Source organism: Pseudoalteromonas sp. SR44-2, assembly GCF_014163745.1.
Taxonomy (GTDB): domain Bacteria; phylum Pseudomonadota; class Gammaproteobacteria; order Enterobacterales; family Alteromonadaceae; genus Pseudoalteromonas; species Pseudoalteromonas distincta.
Genome location: NZ_JACJDW010000019.1, coordinates 24,515 through 40,963, shown reverse-complemented (window position 1 = coordinate 40,963; position 16,449 = coordinate 24,515). Strand labels below are relative to the sequence as shown.

Sequence of the window (16,449 nt, the reverse complement as noted above, 5' to 3'; positions counted from 1 at the left end):
GCTCAACTATTAAAGTTAGCTATTTTGTTAAAGCGCTTTTATAACGACTCTACGCCCATGTTATATAGCGTAAAACCAAATATATCAGCGTACTGCTCAATTGTTTTACTCGTTGGTGTACCTGCACCATGCCCAGCATTGGTTTCTATGCGAATAAGCGTTGGATTATTACCCGTTTGCTTTGCTTGAAGCTCAGCGGCAAACTTAAACGAATGCGAAGGAACAACGCGGTCATCATGATCGCCAGTTGTGATCATAGTCGCTGGATACTCAACACCTGCTTTTACATTATGAAGTGGTGAATAACCTTTAATGTATTCAAACATTTCTTTGCTTTGCTCGCTCGTACCGTAGTCGTATGCCCAACCAGCGCCCGCAGTAAATGTATGGTAGCGCAGCATATCAAGTACGCCTACAGCAGGTAGAGCCACTTGAAATAAGTCTGGGCGCTGCGTCATCACTGCGCCAACTAACAAACCACCGTTAGATCCACCGCGAAGTGCTAAGCGCTTTTTAGACGTGTACTTTTTATCTTTTAAGTACTCAGCTGCGGCAATAAAGTCGTCAAACACATTTTGCTTTTGCAATTTAGTGCCTGCATTGTGCCAGTCTTTACCGTACTCACCACCACCGCGAATATTAGCAACGGCGTACACACCACCTTGCTCAAGCCATACTGCATTAACGGGGCTAAAGCTTGGCGTTAAACTAATATTAAAACCACCGTAACCGTATAAAATTGTAGGGTTTGAACCATCAAGCTTAATGCCTGTTTTATAGGTAATTACCATCGGTATTTTAGTACCGTCTTTTGAGGTGTAAAACACTTGCTCAGACGTGTAATCATCACTATTAAAATCAATAGCCGACTTACGATAAACACCCGATTCCCCCGTAGTTACGTCAAACGTATAAGTAGTACCTGGTGTTTTATAGTTAGTGAACGAATAATAAAGCGTTGTTTGATCTTTTTTACCGCCAAAACCACGTGCAGTACCCACGCCTGGTAATGTAATCTCGCGAATTAGCTCGCCTTTTTTGTTGTACTGTTTTATCTGCGAAATCGCGTCAACCATGTAGTTGGCAAAAAAGGTATCGCCACCTTTTGTAAGGTTTAGTACGTTTTTGGTTTCAGGAATTAAATCAACCCAATTTTCTGGGCTCGGGTTGCTTGCATCAACCGTCACTACTTTTTTGTTCGGTGCATTAAGATTAGTAACTAAAAACAGCTTGCTGCCTTCGTTATCAATCACTGATGTATCTGAATCAGTATTTCCAACAACCGTTACAAACTCACTGTTTTTTTTTGTTAAGTCCTTTATAAACAGCTTATTGCCTGAAGTAGACGTACTAGCCGAAATAAGTAGGTAGCGGCCGTCATGAGTTACATCCGCGCCTACATAGCGATGTTTTTGCTCATCAGTTTCACCAAATACAACACTATCTTCAGATTGTGCAGTACCTAACTTATGGTAATACGCTTTATGCTGATCTGTTTTAGCCGAAAGTTCACTGCCTTTAGGTTTTTCGTAACTTGAATAATAAAAACCTTCGTTGCCAAGCCACTCTATGCCACTAAATTTAACGTCAACAAGCGCTTCTTCAACTTGCTCTTTAGTATGTGCATCAATAACTATAATTTTACGCCAATCGCTGCCACCTTCAGATATTTGATATGCGAGCAATGAACCATCTTTTGAAAACGATAAACCTGACATAGACGTCGTACCATCGTCACTAAACTTGTTTGGATCTAAAAATACTTCAACGTCGCCGCCATCTTTACTGCGGTACAGAACATATTGATTTTGCAGACCATCGTTTTTATAAAAATAGGTGTAATCACCTTCAGTAAAAGGAGGGCCTATTTTTTCGTAATTCATTAGTTTTTCAAGGCGCTGCTTTAACTTATCGCGATAAGGTATTTGTTCTAAATAAGAAAACGTTAAATTGTTTTGCGTTTTAACCCAATCGGCAGTTTCGTCGCTCATATCATCTTCAAGCCAACGATATGGGTCGCTAACCGCTTCTTCAAAGTAGGTATCTACTACATCGCCTTTTTTTGTTTCTGGGTATATAACTGCGTTAACTTGCTTCATAGGTGCTTTTACTTCTTCTTGAGTTACCGTATTAGTTGGCTCTGAACAGCCGCTAAGCGCTACAATTACAGCACACGCTAGAGTATGTTTAAACATCCTGAGTTCCATTCTTATTTATTAATAGTGCGACTAAGTTATTAACTTTTAGCCCTTTTGTCTATTTAGATGCGTTAAGCGCCATTTATCGCTGTAAACAAATGTAAACTTACGATTTAATAGCACTACCCTCATAAAATAAAAAACAATAAAAGAGCACACTATGCAAAGTACAAACCCCACGTTTAAAAGCTTTAAAGCCTTCTACCCTTATTATTTAAAAGAGCATCGCAACGTGATTTGCCGCCGCTTACATTTTATAGGAAGCACCCTCGTTCTTGCTGTAATCGCAATAGCATTATTAAAACAACACTACAGTTTATTGTGGCTATTACCTGTTATTGGATATGGGTTTGCGTGGGTCGGGCATTTCTTTTTTGAAAAAAACCGCCCTGCTACTTTTAAACACCCTTTTTACAGTTTGTGGGGAGATTGGGTAATGTTTAAAGACATACTTATTGGAAAAATTAAATTTTAACACTATTTTTAGCACTATTTTTTATACCAATTACTTATAAAAACAAAATTGCTTCGTGCTTTAAAGTATAGGTTCGAATAAGTAGTACATAATTTATAGTACACCCATTAAATGTTAATTTGGTTAACATTTAATGGGTTATTTTGTAATTTAAATTTTAAAAAATATTTATAACTTAACAGCTATTTATTGCCAGCCCAATAAGAATGGCTTCCTACTTGTGACTGATTAGCCCCATCAACCTCATCTTACCAGTTAACCAAACGTTAAATTTAATTTTTAAATATAATTCACTATCCATCAATTACTTAGCAATTACCTTCGCTATATAACTAAAACAATGGTCATTATAAAAAACAATCAAATGTAATTATAAAAACACCTAAATTAATTGAATGTTATTCAATTGACTGACTTTGTTAATTAAGTATATGTTCAAGGTAACAAAAAAGTTTATACCAATCCGCTTAATTAAGTGATCTATTTTGAGGATGGAAAAACGTGTTGATAGCTAGGCAAAAAATTCGCTATTTAGTTGCTCTAAATGAGAATTTTTTAACGCAGGTAACAGCACGTTTAGCCCCTAAAAATGATTAAGTATTATTGCGGGTTGGTATTAATCTTTTTGTTCAAAACTAAAATAATTCAATGGGTATGGGGAAATACAGCATGAATAGAAAACCGTTATTTAAATTACAGCAGTCGGTACCACAAATATTACTCGCCATGAGTGCATCAGCTGCGCTACTTGGTTCGCTCTCAGTAAATGCTGCAGAGCAAGACACCAAAGCAGAAGAAAACATCGAACAAATAAGCGTAATTGGCTCTCGCCGATTAGGCCGTACAGTAGAAGACAGTGCAGTACCCATCGATATAATTGGTGCAGATGCACTTAAAAACTCAGGCTTTACTGAAACGAATGCCCTACTTAGCAATTTATTACCTAGCTTTAACTTCCCGCAAGCATCACTTACTGATGGTAGTGACCATGTACGCCCTGCTCAACTTCGTGGTTTAGCACCTGATCACACTTTAGTGCTTGTTAATGGTAAGCGTCGCCATAGCAATGCATTACTTAACTTAAATGGCTCAACGGGTCGTGGTTCATCATCAGTTGATTTAAATGCTATTCCAGCAAATGCTATCGACCGCATTGAAGTATTACGTGATGGTGCAGCAGCCCAATATGGCTCTGATGCTATAGCCGGTGTTATTAATATTGTGCTTAAAAGTGCCAGCAGCGGTGGCTCAGTGGCGGCTATATATGGTGCTAACGTAACAGAAATGGACGGTGTACCACAGCTTGAGTCTGTATCTGAAGGCAGTGATGGTAATTTAGCCTTTACCGAAGGGGGCGATCGCTCTTTAACAGACGGCCAAACACTAACGCTGCAAGGTAATATGGGTTTTGAGCTTGGCGATAATGGCTTTTTAAACATCTCAACAGAATACCGCGACCGCCATTCAACTAACCGCTCTGACTACGACCAACGCGAAAACTACGCACGATTAGATGATGGCTCCCTCGACCCACGTGAACTTACCGTAAATCGATATAACCATAACTTTGGTAATGGCGATGTAGAAGACTTTTCAGTGTTTTATAACGCGGGGTATCAATTAACAAACGAAGTAGATTTATATTCGTTTGGCTCTTACAGCAAACGCGAAGGTGAAGGCGGCGGTTTTTATCGCCGTGCAAGCGATAGCCGTAATATAGAAGAAGTTTATCCTGATGGCTTTTTACCTGTTATCACCTCAGATATAGATGACTTTTCACTGGCACTTGGCGCTAAAGGTTTTGTAAGTGAATGGAATTACGATGTATCGGCCGTATATGGTCAAGATGCATTCGAGTTTGGTGTTATAAATAGCTTAAATACCTCTTATGGCCCTACTAGCCAAACAAGCTTTGATGCCGGCACCCTTACTTACGATCAACTTACCTTAAACGTTGATTTTAGCCGCGAAGTAGACGTCAGCTTTTTAGAAAGCTCAGTAAGTGTCGCTGTAGGCGCTGAGTATCGCCGCGAAGGATACCAAATAGATGCAGGCGAAGAAGCTTCATATGCACAAGGCTCATTTGGCCCAGGCGGCGCAGTAACCGACCCTGTTGATGGCCCATTTGGCGCAGCGGGCGCACAAGTATTTCCGGGATTTACACCCGAATCTGAGGGCGACAATAGCCGCCACAACGTGAGCTTGTATATAGACCTTGAAACCTACCTAACCGACGATTGGAATTTAGCGGTTGCCGCCCGTTATGAAGATTACTCAGACTTTGGCGATACACTTAACGGTAAAGTTGCGACTCGTTATTCATTAACTGAAGACTTAGCGCTGCGCGCTTCTGTATCTACTGGTTTTAGAGCTCCCTCTTTGCAGCAACAATACTTTACCTCAGTGGCCACTGTATTTGTTGATGGCGAACCAACCGAAACAGGTACGTTCGCACCGGGCAGCGATGTAGCGAAAGCACTTGGGTCACCTGGTCTTGATGCTGAAGAAGCAACAAACTACGGTGTTGGTTTTACATGGTCTACCGACTTTAATTTCAGCTTATCGGTTGATTACTACCAAATATTAATTGATGACCGCATTGTGCTATCAAACAACTTATCGGGCGCTGCTATTGAGCAACTTCTTGAAGGTACAGGCGCTAACCAAGGTCGTTTTTTCTTAAACGCAATTGACAGTAAAACGCGCGGTGTTGATGTTGTAGCTTCTTATAATGTAGCAACCGATGGTTACGGCGATGTTGCCTTTAACTTAGGTTATAACTACGGTAAAAATGAAGTTACCGATATAATTGACCCACCAGCAGAGCTACAAGGTGCAGGGTTTGATCAAGACAACTTATTCTCTGGGAACGAACTACGTCGTTTTGAAGTAAGTACACCGCGTAATAAATACAATTTAAGTGCAACATGGACTAACGATGATATTCGTACCACGCTTAGAACAACACGTTACGGAGAAACTCAAGACCCTTCAGATAACCCAGAACGTAACGAAGTGTTAAAACCTAAATGGATAACCGACTTAGATGTTGCCTATTCGCTTACTAGCAACGTATCGCTGAGCGTAGGTGCTAATAACATTTTTGATGTTTACCCAGACGCAACCCGTGAAAATGTTGACGATTTAACAACCTTCTCGCGTTTATTTGCTTACTCTAGCTTCTCAGCGTATGGATTTAACGGACGCTACGTGTACGGCAAAATAGAAATGAAGTTTTAATAAGCACAGCTTAAAGTAACCAAACACACAAAAGCCACCGATTAGGTGGCTTTTTAATGCGAGTTGCTATTAAATCTATAATTAGATTTTAGTTAACCAGCCGTGTTTGTCTTCACTTTTACCCCATTGAATATCGTTCAATGCTTGGCGAAGGCGCGCAGTAGTTGGGCCTGGCTCGCCAGTACCTACTTTGTATTCTTTGTCGTTATGAATAAACGTACCCACAGCAGTTAGTACAGCTGCAGTGCCCGAAAGCGCCGCTTCAGTACCTGGTTTAGCAGCACGTTCTAGTAGCTCAGTAACGCTAAAGTTACGCTCGCTTACCGTCATACCTAAATCTTTGGCTATAGTTAAAATACTATTACGCGTTACACCATGTAAAAACGTGCTATCAAGCGCTTTAGTAATAATTTCGTTGCCATCAATTAAAATAAAGTTAGCAGCACCGGTTTCTTGTACGTCGCCACCTGGGCAAAATAAAATTTGATCTGCTTGATACTTAGTTCGTGCAGCACTAATAGGTGCTAGAGCACTGGCGTAGTTACCACCACTTTTTACCATTCCCATGTGCGGGGCGCAGCGCATGCCATCTTCTTCAAGCAGTACGCGCAGTGCAGTTGCACCACCGGCAAAGTAATCACCTACTGGCGATAGTAACGTATATAAAAGCGAGCTCATTGATGGCGCAGCTGCTTTACCAATTGCCGCCTCAGTACCAATATGAGTTGGGCGAATATACATAGAGCCCGGTGGTAATGGCGTTTCATCTGCGTATTCGCGCATAATATCGATAATCATCGTTTTTAGCATATCGCCATCAAAACTCGGTAAGCTTAATAGCGCTGAGCTTTGTTGCATGCGTGCAATATTTGCATCCATTCTAAAAAGATAAACAGAACCATCTTCATGGCGAAAGGCTTTTAAGCCTTCAAAACATGTACTTGAATAATGAAGAACGTGCGCACCAGCATGAAGTTCAAGTTTATCGGAAGGGACAATTGAGCTTTCGCTCCATTTATTATCAGAAAAACGAGCTTGAATCATCTGCGGCATAAACACGGTACCAAATGCGGCCATTTTAATCTCTCTTGTGTGGTCTATTTTCCTCCATTGTATGACAATCACCCGCCATTTAACCATAGCTAAAGTAAGGCTTTTTTAATTAACTATGAGAAATTTTTGCAAGTGCTGTTTACTAATCAACCGCATTGGGTGCTATAAACAAAAAAATCGGCTAATGCAGTTGCACTAGCCGATTCTTAAAGGTAAATAATTTACTTGAACGAATACCTAATAATACGTTTTAACACCGAGGTATACTGTTTAAAAAAGCTACCTGTATGGTAATCAATACCGTGTTTTTTCAAAACGGCTTGTACTTGAGGTGCAACTTCTTGATAGCGCGAAGACGGCATATCTGGAAATAAGTGATGCTCTATTTGGCAGCTCAAATGCCCCGTTAAAACATGAAACCAATGCGACCCTTTAATATTAGACGAGCCCAGTACTTGGCGGTAATACCACTGCCCTTGGGTTTCGTTTACGCAGTCTTCTTGTTTAAAAGTTTGTGTTTCTTCTGTAAAGTGACCACAAAATATTATGGTCGACGTCCATAAATTACGGATTAAATTTGCCACTAAATTCCCCGCCAATACCCATAAAAATAAAGGCCCTGCAAGTAACGGAAATATCGCATAATCTTTAATTAATTGGCGAGCACCTTTACTAAAAAAGCGATGTTTTAGTGTTGAATGCGATACGAGCCCTTCGCGGTTTTCTTTCTTTTTACCAATAAAAACACGCTCTGCAGCCAACTCGTGATACGACACGCCCCACTGAAATAACACACTTAAATTAATATACGTAAAAAACTGCCATACATTTTTAAAACGCCATTTAAAATCATCGCTCAGGCGTAACAAGCCATAACCAAAGTCTCTGTCTTTACCAATAATATTAGTATACGTATGGTGTTCAAAGTTATGAACGCGATGCCAACTTTGCCCGTCGCACGCTATGTCCCACTCATAATGTTGTGAGTTAAGTTGCTTGTCGTTCATCCAATCGTATTGACCATGCATTACATTGTGGCCAATTTCCATATTGTCTAAAATTTTAGCAAGCGCTAATAGCAACACACCTGCAACCCACAATAATGGCTGAATAAAACCAAGCATTAGCAAAATTCGCCCGCTCCATTCACACACTCGCTGCTTGCGTACAACAGAGCGAATATAGTCAGCATCTTGTTGGCCTACTTTGCCAAGGGTGTCCATTTTAATGGCATCTAGCTCGCTTGCGAGCATGTCGTAGTTAATGTTTTTCATAATTGTAACTCCAAATCACTAACAGGTTGGCTTACGCACAGTTGGATTAATTGCTCGCCGTTGTCACTCAATTCACCTGTTTTTAAATTACGTACCACGCCTGACTTCTTAATACATTGGCATTGATGGCAAATACCAATACCGCAACCACGTTTAACGGGTAGCTTTTTTTCTTCAAACTGAGGTAGTAAAACATCGTTGCCCGATACAACATGGGCACTGGCGTTAATTTTTACATTAAATTGGCTGTCGTCGTTTATGCTAGGCAGCGCTAAACCAAATGCTTCTTGGTAGTAATTTAGCTTATGCGTTTTAGCAAAATCGCTCACAGTTTGCATAAATGCTGCAGGGCCACAGCAGTAAATGTCTGGGTTTTCCCACGGCTTAATATTGCTGGTTATATCGCTTGATTGCTCGCGCGTTAATAATAAAAATGAAAAATGCTCAAATTGCGCTGCCAACTCACTTAGCTCATCAACACATTGATGCTCAGTGGCTTTTGCGTAATACACTAACGACACTTTTTGCGTAGTTTGGCTTAAGTAATCATCAAGCATAGCCAGCATAGGTGTTATACCCGACCCGCCTGCAATAAAAGTGGCTGGCGTGTGTGTGTTTTTAAACACAAAGTCGCCGCTTGGCGCAGAAATATTGCACCACAACCCCGCTTTTAATGCACTGCTGAGTAAGCCTGTAAAGCGCCCTTGCGCATTTGTTTTGATTAGTAAACGCACTAAACCTGTATTTTTAAATTGCTGAGCGCTTGAGGCCACGGTAAAAACGCGTGTTAATAATCGCCCATTAATTTCAACCGTTAAACTTATATGCTGCCCTGACGTATGCGCCTGCCATTGTTTGCTTGGCTTAAGTTGCACACTTAAAAAGCCACCATTAAGCACCGTCGTATTAACTACTTGCGCTCTAAACTGCCCTGCACGCCACGCAGGTTTAAACACCTGCATTACGGGCTCTATGTAGCCTGCAAAACTTTGATGGTGTAAAAACCATTTTGAAAATTGGTTTAATACTTTAATTATCATCACTATTAATCTCTTGGATCGTAAAATACTTAACGTTTGAACTTACACGTGTACGCCCAAACTTCAGCGCACAAGTGTACGCTGAAATTTTTAGTTTTCAACCCCAATAGAGTAATTATTCAATTTTTTATTAGCACTAATTACTAAAACAATTTTCTGTTAAAAGGTCTTCGTATAAAAATATAAGTGTGTGTTTTTCATTCAACTCAACGCTTAACAAATTTATTTATGCCATGTTAAGGTTATGTAAGATTGGATTAATTTTGGAAGCCATAATGATAAATTTAATGTCACATAACCCACTCCCTAAACTAATAAGTGCAGGCTTAGCCGTTGCTATGTTTGCTACTAACGCACCCGCGCATGCAAAAAGCGATTACGTAAAAAACTATAAGCAGCTCGATACTTTATCCCTTAGCGTTAACGCAGTAACAGCGGCAGAAGGTGTAGTTATACCTTGGGCTATTGAGCCTTTAGCTAATGGTGATTTACTAATATCTGAGCGCAGTGGAGCGTTATTTTTATTACCTAAAAATACCACTAAATTAACTAAGGTTTCAGGGCTTCCCGACATTGACGCTAATGGCCAAGGTGGATTACTTGATTTATCACTACACACCGATAGTAAGCAAAACCAATGGCTGTACTTTAGTTACTCAAGTAGTGAGGGCAAAGGAAGCGGAAGTAACACCGCCTTAATGCGCGCCAAGCTAAATAGCGATCATACGCAGCTGTCTGATCAGCAATTGCTATACAAAGGCGAGCATAATACTACCAAAGGCCAGCACTACGGCAGCCGTATTGTGTTTGATAATGAAGGTTATGTTTATTTTTCAATTGGCGATCGCGGCTCGCGCGACATAAACCCGCAAGATCTCACGCGTGATGGCGGTAAAATTTATCGCTTACACGATGATGGCCGTATCCCAAGCGACAATCCGTTTGTTAAACAAAAAAATGCAAAACATGCGGCATGGTCTTATGGGCACCGTAATCCACAAGGCATGTGGTTTGATAATCAAAATAATATTTTATGGTCTCACGAACACGGACCACGCGGCGGCGATGAACTTAACATAATAAAAAAAGGCGCTAACTACGGATGGCCTTTAGTCAGCTATGGCGTTAACTACAGCGGTACCAAGTTTACCGACCTTAAAGAAAAAGACGGCATGCAATCGCCCGTATTACATTGGACTCCTTCAATTGCCCCTTCCGATATGTTGTATGTAACGAGTGATAAATACCCAAAGCTTAAAGGTAAGCTATTACTTGCATCAATGAAATTTGCATTCATTAGCGCACTAGAGCTCTCAAAAGGTAAGGTTGTTAAGCAATATAAAATACTCGATGGAATAGGCAGAGTACGCAGCTTAGCCCAAGGCAGTGATGGTTTTATTTATTTAGGTATTGATGGCCAAGGTATTAAACGCCTAGAGCCAGAAATGTAAACATTAGCCTAGAACTAGCACACAGTACGTTAATAATTACACCGTGTTTACTCTGCGCTTTAAAAGCGAAAAGTAAACATTTTCACCAAACAAAGAACTATTAAGCCCATTAATGCGTACACTAATTAAATATAATTTAATAAATTAAGAGAATACTAATGTTTTCATTTTTAAAGCCTGACCCCGTAAAAAAACTGCGTCAAGAATACGACGTAAAACTAGAGCAAGGCATGCAGGCACAAAGAAAAGGCGACATTAAAAGCTTTGCAATGTTAAGTGCAGAAGCCGAAAAAATCTGGAGTGAAATAGAAGCTCTAGAGGCTAAAAAAGCCAAATAATATCAATCGTGTTAAGTTATTAGACATTTATAGTGACGGATAAATAGAGTGATAACAAGGCATAAATTTCGACATGTAGTTGTTCTACATGAGAAATTTATAACGCCGTTAACGCTTTATTTAGCACGCTAGAAAGGCTAAATATTTAAGTCGATTGGTATAAGTACATCGTGTCTGCCCTGTTTTAAAAAAAGGTAGGCACGTTCATTAAATAATTAATGACCTCGTTTTACAGCTTCCACCATCCCTAAACCACCTTTTTTAATATGCTTACACAAACAAGTGTACTTAAAGCGGTTACTTACGTTATCGCCACCGTTTTTTAGTGGCTGTTAAATGATTTACAAGGTTGGTATCTTACGATTTATTGGTATATCAGCGTCGGAAACAGCAATTCTTACAACAGAGCGAACGAGTTAGCGGGCGAGCCTGCTGAATATAATCAATGAGTTCACCTGCTGAATTGCACAGACTAGTAGCGACTGTGCGTGGTGAAAATATCATTGCTTAACAGTTAAATATTAGGTTTAATAGGGACATTATAAACGCTGAGTAACGCAGGGATAGATTAGATACAATATACACGTCAATGAAATTGGCTAGATATCGGTTAGGCCATAAAAAACCTTTCTTTATAAGTAAAGTCCATAGCATAAAAAATACACTCTGACACACCGAGCAGGTAGCGCGTCAGTCCAACAAGCGATTATGCAACACAAACTGCGTATTGCATAAATACTAAAGTGTTAAGTGTTTCTCAACAATGGAGTTGTAAATGAGCAAGTATTATCCCCCAACCTACGAGCAAGAACAGTTCCATTGTTTGCATTGTAGTGTTTATGCAAAACAACATTGGTCAAGTTTGTATAACCATAAATACAATCGAGCTCTAGGAACAGACTTTACTTGTAGTACTTGTTCTCACTGTAACAAGGAGTGTTTTTGGTATAACGAAATTATGATTGTACCTTCGTCTGCTCCTGTCCCACCGCCTCACTTAGATTTACCTGATTCATGTATAGATGATTACAATGAGGCTAGAGATATTGTTGCTAGGTCGCCCCGAGCATCTGCAGCTCTTTTAAGACTCGCTATTCAAAAGCTATTATCTGAGTTAGGTGAAAAAGGTAAAAATATTAACGAAGATATAGGCTCGTTGGTATCAAAAGGATTGCCCGTGGAAGTACAGCAAGCATTAGATTATTGTCGAGTTGTTGGGAATAATGCCGTGCATCCAGGGGAAATAGAAATAAGCGATAAACCAGATATTGCACATAGCCTATTTGAAATGATTAACTTCATTGTAGAAGTGAGGATCTCTCAACCTAAAAAAATAGCCGATTTGTATAATGTTCTTCCTGCTGGAGCGCTAAAGGCAGTTGAAAAACGTGATGGTGTCAAAAACACTTAACAAGCACTTTAAACGGAACAAAAACAGTTGTCTATCGTTCGTTCCTCACAAGGTTATAACCAACAATTCTGTCCGCTCAAGCGGGCGTTGAGGCTGTAGAATTACTCTTTTTTAAGAAAAATAGCTTGTTTTATAGGTTCCAAATGCATTACCTAATGCTTTAAAAACGCTTAGACTTAATTACCGGAACTCGTTTTTTAATTGAATTTGGCTGCTGGAGTTATTCTACAGTCTCGTTAGAGTACTTTCTGGTTCACGTGTTTTAATCACTATTTAATAAATGGGTATTTAAATGTCAAAAAAAACTAAAAATCAGCATTTTGTACCTCAATTCTTATTGAAGAATTTTATGTCTTCAAATGAAGTGGTTAATATTTATGATTCAGCTAGGGGGAAACTAAGACCTCCAACTAGCGTTAACCGTGTTTTAGCTGAGAATTATTTTTATGATAAAGATAATTCGGTAGAACATTTTTTACGGGATAAGGTTGAGGGGCCAGCTTCATTAGTTATAAAGCAGTTCTCACCTAAACATGAAGAGCAAGCTGTTCCCTTAAATAAAAAGTCAAAAATAGACGTTCTTAGGTTTATCACGGTGCAACTAAATAGAACCCCAAGAGCATTTAATGATTCGCTAGAGAATATCGACAAATTTTTCGATGTTCTTTTCAAAGAGATTGGAGAGTTAAATAACTTTGAAGAGAGTATTATAAAGAGCGTAAAGTTTAAACTTAATGATCCAAAAGATATTTTGCGAATGCAAACTATTGAAGCCGCTTTGAACTGGCCTTTAATTGATGATCTTGAGTGGCATTTTATCATCAATAATACAAATACGGACTTTGTTATTTCTGACCATCCGGTTGTACATTACAATTGGTATTTGCGAGATTCCAAAAAAATGGATTACACCGCTATTACAAACCGTGGTGTTCAAATGTTTCTACCCATTTCACCAATTGTCACTCTTTGTTTATATGATAATAATGTTTATAAATTAGGTCTAAAAGGTTGCTCTTATACCGAAGTAAATGATAAAGCAGATATTGATATATTAAATGGTTTACAGTTCAGAAGTAGAGATTCTTTTATTGTATTTCGTGATACTACTCAATCAGAGTATATTTTTAGTAAATGCCAATTGATATCTCAAAACAGTATGTTTAATAAATTTTCAGACTCAACTCCTCCAGTTGGAGCTGGAAATGGAAAGCTCAAATCTACGCAAATGCAATGGAGAGAGCAATTCAAATTAAACGAGTGGCTTTCATTCTGTAAAATCAAAAATAAACTGCGAAGAAAACAGCCCCTTGATGATTATGTAAGACGGCCTGATGTTGTGCAGGAACATAGGTGCTTTATAGATAAAATGAGGAATGAGTAATAGCGTACTCTAACAAAAACATTAGGCGGAATTTGCTCTTCCCCCCATTTATTAGGTCTCACGATTATTTTCATCATACACATTCTCAGGATTTATTTGCATTAGCAGTGCGGGGTTGTCTATTGGTTTAAACCCGTATTGCGCATAAAGGCCATGTGCATCAGAAGTTGCTAATAAAAAGCGCCTGAGCCCTTGCAGCTCAGGGTGCTCTACTATCGTTTTAATAAGTAACTTACTCAGACCATTACCTTGCAAATCTGGGGTAATAAATACATCGGCTAAATAGGCAAAGGTTGCTTTATCGGTCACTACTCGGGCAAAGCCAACTTGTTCGTTATGAGCGTTGTAAACACCAAAGCACATTGAGTTATCAATAGCTGATTGCATCACGCTTTTAGGAATCCCTTTGGCCCAATAGCTATTAGCAATAAAGTTATAAATAACATTAAAGTTAAGTTTGCTTTTGTCTGTGCTAATTGAGTAATCACTAGTGTTTGCGGTCATAAGTTAATAGTCTTTTTTATCAATGTTTTTATAAACATTTCTATAGAACGTTCCTATAGCCTATAGATAATCTTTAACGTTTTTTAGCTGTTTGTCGTGTACTTTTGAAAGTACTAATAGCGAGCAAATAGCCCCAAATAACGCCAGTCCCATATCTGATTGGGTATCCCACACGTAACCTTGCGTGCCTAAAAACGCTTCTGCGTTTTCGCCGCTTAACACTGCAACCCACCATTCTATTAATTCGTAAAAGGCGCTAAATGCCAAACATACCGAAATAACAAAGGTGATTAACCAGCCTCGACCATTTACTACTTTTTTGCGCAGTAAAATTTCGCGTGCTAGTAGTGCAGGTACAAACCCTTGAAAAAAGTGCCCTACTTTGTCGTAGTTATTACGCTCGCTACCAAATAGGTTATCGAACAAAGGGACTTCGGCGTAGGTGTAATGCCCGCCAATCATCAGCACTATGCAATGCGCTAAAATAAATGTATATAAAATAGGGGTAAGTTTAAAGTGGCTATAGGTACTTGCTAGCAGCACTAAACCAATAATTGCGGGGATAACTTCAAGCAGCCATGTAAATTGATCTTTTGGGTTAATACCAGACCAAATTAATACAATAAAAAACAGGCTCAGCCATAAATACTTCATTTAGAATCCTTTTCTAAATTGATCAAATTTACGGCATTTTACGCCTTTGAAATAAACGACGCTACCTATAGTTTGTTTTTGCGCTTAGCCTATTAAACAAAGTAGGAAAAAAGCGCTTAATTGTAGGCGCCCAACCACTTAAACCTTTGCCAATAATCACTTCGTCTTTTTTATCGCTAATGGCACGAATCATTTTTGAAGCCGCTACACTTACATCCATGCCATTTTCTATCGACTCTTCTGGTTTATTTTGCGCTATGCCTTGCTCGTTTAATGAGTTATGCGCAATTGCTGTTTTAATAGATCCTGGGCAAATTGTTAAACAATGAATATTATGTTGTGATACTTCTGCACGTAGGCAATCCATAAAACCAACAACCGCATATTTAGAACCCGAGTAACCCGTTCTAAATTTTGAACCAACTTTCCCCGCCACACTACTAATAGACACAATTGAGCCACTGCGCCTTGCCACCATAGCAGGCAATACAGCTTTAGTAAGTGCAATTAAGCCAAAGTAATTAACCTCCATTAATTGGCGATACACGTTAAAATCGTTTTCTAAAAATAAACTGCGCTGCGATACGCCGCCGTTATTAATTAAAATATCTATTGCAGGAAGCTCGCTCATTTTTGCTGTTACTGTACTTAGTACCTGCTCTGGCTGTGCTAAGTCCAGCGGCACAACTAAGTGCCCTTCGCCTTTAAGCGTTGCTTTTAAATCGTTTAGTTTATCTACATTGCGCGCCGATAAAATAACGCGCGCTCCAAGTTCGGCAAATTGTATAGCAAGCTCTTTACCAATACCTGATGATGCGCCGGTGATCCACACGGTTTTATTATTATATTGCATGCGTTATCTGCCTTTTATTGTTATTTATTAGGTTTTATTAAAGTACTTAGTAATATATTTTACGCCTTTGTAGGGCCTGCTATTGCGTTTACTTCATCTTCTAATGTTTTGTAAAAGCCCATTAAAAATAGTAGTTCAACGGTTACGTACAAAGGGCCAATAATTAAGCCAATTAAATCATCTACAAACGCCGGCTTTTTACCTTCGTAATAGTGCCCAATAAACTGCAGTACCCAGCCAAATACAAACACACCTACGCCAATACTCAACCACGGCCAAAACGCCAATGCCGCAATAGGCTGAGCACCAACAAGGAGTAAAGTGAATATTACGGCCATAATAAAGCCAAGCGAAAAGCTCAGCATAAAATAATAAACAACCGACGCTAATACAAAAAGTTGTGCGCCATCAATTGCTACGCTACCAAGGGGGATTTGAATACGCGCAAGTAAACACAACGCCGCAAATACAATGAGCGGAATACCAAAAAAGTGCGTTAGTACATTACGCTTAGAACGATGATATAAACCATATTTACCAAGTTGCTGTTGAAGTGTTTTCATTGTTTTGCCTT

At 39.3% G+C, this 16,449-nt stretch carries 14 protein-coding genes; 6 read left to right on the top strand and 8 right to left on the bottom strand.

Annotation, left to right across the window (positions count from 1 at the left end):
• Window positions 1-38: 38 nt before the first annotated feature.
• Complete coding sequence (locus H5115_RS12700) at window positions 39-2,195, bottom strand: prolyl oligopeptidase family protein (RefSeq protein WP_182755600.1); 2,157 nt, start codon at window positions 2,193-2,195, stop codon at window positions 39-41.
• A 163-nt stretch (window positions 2,196-2,358) separates the two neighbouring features.
• On the opposite strand from H5115_RS12700, the gene H5115_RS12695 reads away from it, so the two are divergent.
• Entirely contained in the window at window positions 2,359-2,673 is a 315-nt protein-coding gene (locus H5115_RS12695) for a DUF962 domain-containing protein (protein WP_182755598.1), read from the top strand.
• 669 nt (window positions 2,674-3,342) lie between these two features.
• Window positions 3,343-5,913: a TonB-dependent siderophore receptor gene (locus H5115_RS12690; RefSeq protein WP_182755596.1), complete on the top strand. Its 2,571-nt coding sequence runs from the start codon at window positions 3,343-3,345 to the stop codon at window positions 5,911-5,913.
• 81 nt (window positions 5,914-5,994) lie between these two features.
• Here H5115_RS12690 and H5115_RS12685 read toward each other — a convergent pair whose 3' ends face one another.
• The 3 genes from H5115_RS12685 to H5115_RS12675 all read right to left on the bottom strand — a co-directional run bounded on the left by H5115_RS12685 (window position 5,995) and on the right by H5115_RS12675 (window position 9,280).
• A complete protein-coding gene (locus H5115_RS12685; RefSeq protein ID WP_259396396.1) occupies window positions 5,995-7,053 on the bottom strand; it encodes a branched-chain amino acid aminotransferase in 1,059 nt (352 codons plus the stop codon).
• Between the two features lie 134 nt (window positions 7,054-7,187).
• Window positions 7,188-8,240 carry an acyl-CoA desaturase gene (locus H5115_RS12680; protein WP_033028765.1) on the bottom strand — a complete coding sequence of 351 codons (1,053 nt, stop codon included), beginning with the start codon at window positions 8,238-8,240 and terminating at the stop codon, window positions 7,188-7,190.
• A complete protein-coding gene (locus H5115_RS12675; protein ID WP_182755648.1) occupies window positions 8,237-9,280 on the bottom strand; it encodes a flavin reductase family protein in 1,044 nt (347 codons plus the stop codon). The genes H5115_RS12680 and H5115_RS12675 overlap by 4 nt, the downstream gene beginning before the upstream one ends.
• Before the next feature lie 275 nt (window positions 9,281-9,555).
• Between H5115_RS12675 and H5115_RS12670 the strand changes: the two genes are divergently transcribed.
• The 4 genes from H5115_RS12670 to H5115_RS12655 all read left to right on the top strand — a co-directional run bounded on the left by H5115_RS12670 (window position 9,556) and on the right by H5115_RS12655 (window position 13,864).
• A complete protein-coding gene (locus tag H5115_RS12670; protein ID WP_182755594.1) occupies window positions 9,556-10,731 on the top strand; it encodes a PQQ-dependent sugar dehydrogenase in 1,176 nt (391 codons plus the stop codon).
• A gap of 158 nt (window positions 10,732-10,889) precedes the next feature.
• Window positions 10,890-11,069 (top strand): DUF6435 family protein, encoded by a 180-nt coding sequence (locus tag H5115_RS12665; RefSeq protein ID WP_182755592.1) that lies wholly within the window; start codon window positions 10,890-10,892, stop codon window positions 11,067-11,069.
• Between the two features lie 958 nt (window positions 11,070-12,027).
• A complete protein-coding gene (locus H5115_RS12660; RefSeq protein ID WP_197099111.1) occupies window positions 12,028-12,480 on the top strand; it encodes a DUF4145 domain-containing protein in 453 nt (150 codons plus the stop codon).
• 292 nt (window positions 12,481-12,772) lie between these two features.
• Window positions 12,773-13,864, top strand: coding sequence for a DUF4238 domain-containing protein (locus tag H5115_RS12655; RefSeq protein WP_182755590.1), 1,092 nt, complete (start codon window positions 12,773-12,775; stop codon window positions 13,862-13,864).
• Between the two features lie 51 nt (window positions 13,865-13,915).
• Here H5115_RS12655 and H5115_RS12650 read toward each other — a convergent pair whose 3' ends face one another.
• The 4 genes from H5115_RS12650 to H5115_RS12635 all read right to left on the bottom strand — a co-directional run bounded on the left by H5115_RS12650 (window position 13,916) and on the right by H5115_RS12635 (window position 16,438).
• On the bottom strand, window positions 13,916-14,368 hold the full coding sequence (locus H5115_RS12650; protein ID WP_182755588.1) for a GNAT family N-acetyltransferase: 453 nt from the start codon (window positions 14,366-14,368) through the stop codon (window positions 13,916-13,918).
• Window positions 14,369-14,428: 60 nt separating this feature from the next.
• Entirely contained in the window at window positions 14,429-15,022 is a 594-nt protein-coding gene (locus tag H5115_RS12645) for a DUF2238 domain-containing protein (RefSeq protein WP_149604942.1), read from the bottom strand.
• 61 nt (window positions 15,023-15,083) lie between these two features.
• The gene (locus H5115_RS12640; protein ID WP_182755586.1) at window positions 15,084-15,875 is read right to left on the bottom strand and encodes an SDR family oxidoreductase; all 792 of its coding nucleotides are present in this window, start codon (window positions 15,873-15,875) and stop codon (window positions 15,084-15,086) included.
• A 59-nt stretch (window positions 15,876-15,934) separates the two neighbouring features.
• Window positions 15,935-16,438 (bottom strand): DUF962 domain-containing protein, encoded by a 504-nt coding sequence (locus H5115_RS12635; protein WP_182755584.1) that lies wholly within the window; start codon window positions 16,436-16,438, stop codon window positions 15,935-15,937.
• Window positions 16,439-16,449 lie beyond the last annotated feature (11 nt).

Bases quoted from the DNA above. Each gene is read 5' to 3' on its own strand.
- H5115_RS12700 (WP_182755600.1), bottom strand. From the start codon at position 2,195: ATGTTTAAACATACTCTAGCGTGTGCTGTAATTGTAGCGCTTAGCGGC.
- H5115_RS12695 (WP_182755598.1), top strand. From the start codon at position 2,359: ATGCAAAGTACAAACCCCACGTTTAAAAGCTTTAAAGCCTTCTACCCT.
- H5115_RS12690 (WP_182755596.1), top strand. From the start codon at position 3,343: ATGAATAGAAAACCGTTATTTAAATTACAGCAGTCGGTACCACAAATA.
- H5115_RS12685 (WP_259396396.1), bottom strand. From the start codon at position 7,053: ATGGTTAAATGGCGGGTGATTGTCATACAATGGAGGAAAATAGACCAC.
- H5115_RS12680 (WP_033028765.1), bottom strand. From the start codon at position 8,240: ATGAAAAACATTAACTACGACATGCTCGCAAGCGAGCTAGATGCCATT.
- H5115_RS12675 (WP_182755648.1), bottom strand. From the start codon at position 9,280: ATGATAATTAAAGTATTAAACCAATTTTCAAAATGGTTTTTACACCAT.
- H5115_RS12670 (WP_182755594.1), top strand. From the start codon at position 9,556: ATGATAAATTTAATGTCACATAACCCACTCCCTAAACTAATAAGTGCA.
- H5115_RS12665 (WP_182755592.1), top strand. From the start codon at position 10,890: ATGTTTTCATTTTTAAAGCCTGACCCCGTAAAAAAACTGCGTCAAGAA.
- H5115_RS12660 (WP_197099111.1), top strand. From the start codon at position 12,028: ATGATTGTACCTTCGTCTGCTCCTGTCCCACCGCCTCACTTAGATTTA.
- H5115_RS12655 (WP_182755590.1), top strand. From the start codon at position 12,773: ATGTCAAAAAAAACTAAAAATCAGCATTTTGTACCTCAATTCTTATTG.
- H5115_RS12650 (WP_182755588.1), bottom strand. From the start codon at position 14,368: ATGACCGCAAACACTAGTGATTACTCAATTAGCACAGACAAAAGCAAA.
- H5115_RS12645 (WP_149604942.1), bottom strand. From the start codon at position 15,022: ATGAAGTATTTATGGCTGAGCCTGTTTTTTATTGTATTAATTTGGTCT.
- H5115_RS12640 (WP_182755586.1), bottom strand. From the start codon at position 15,875: ATGCAATATAATAATAAAACCGTGTGGATCACCGGCGCATCATCAGGT.
- H5115_RS12635 (WP_182755584.1), bottom strand. From the start codon at position 16,438: ATGAAAACACTTCAACAGCAACTTGGTAAATATGGTTTATATCATCGT.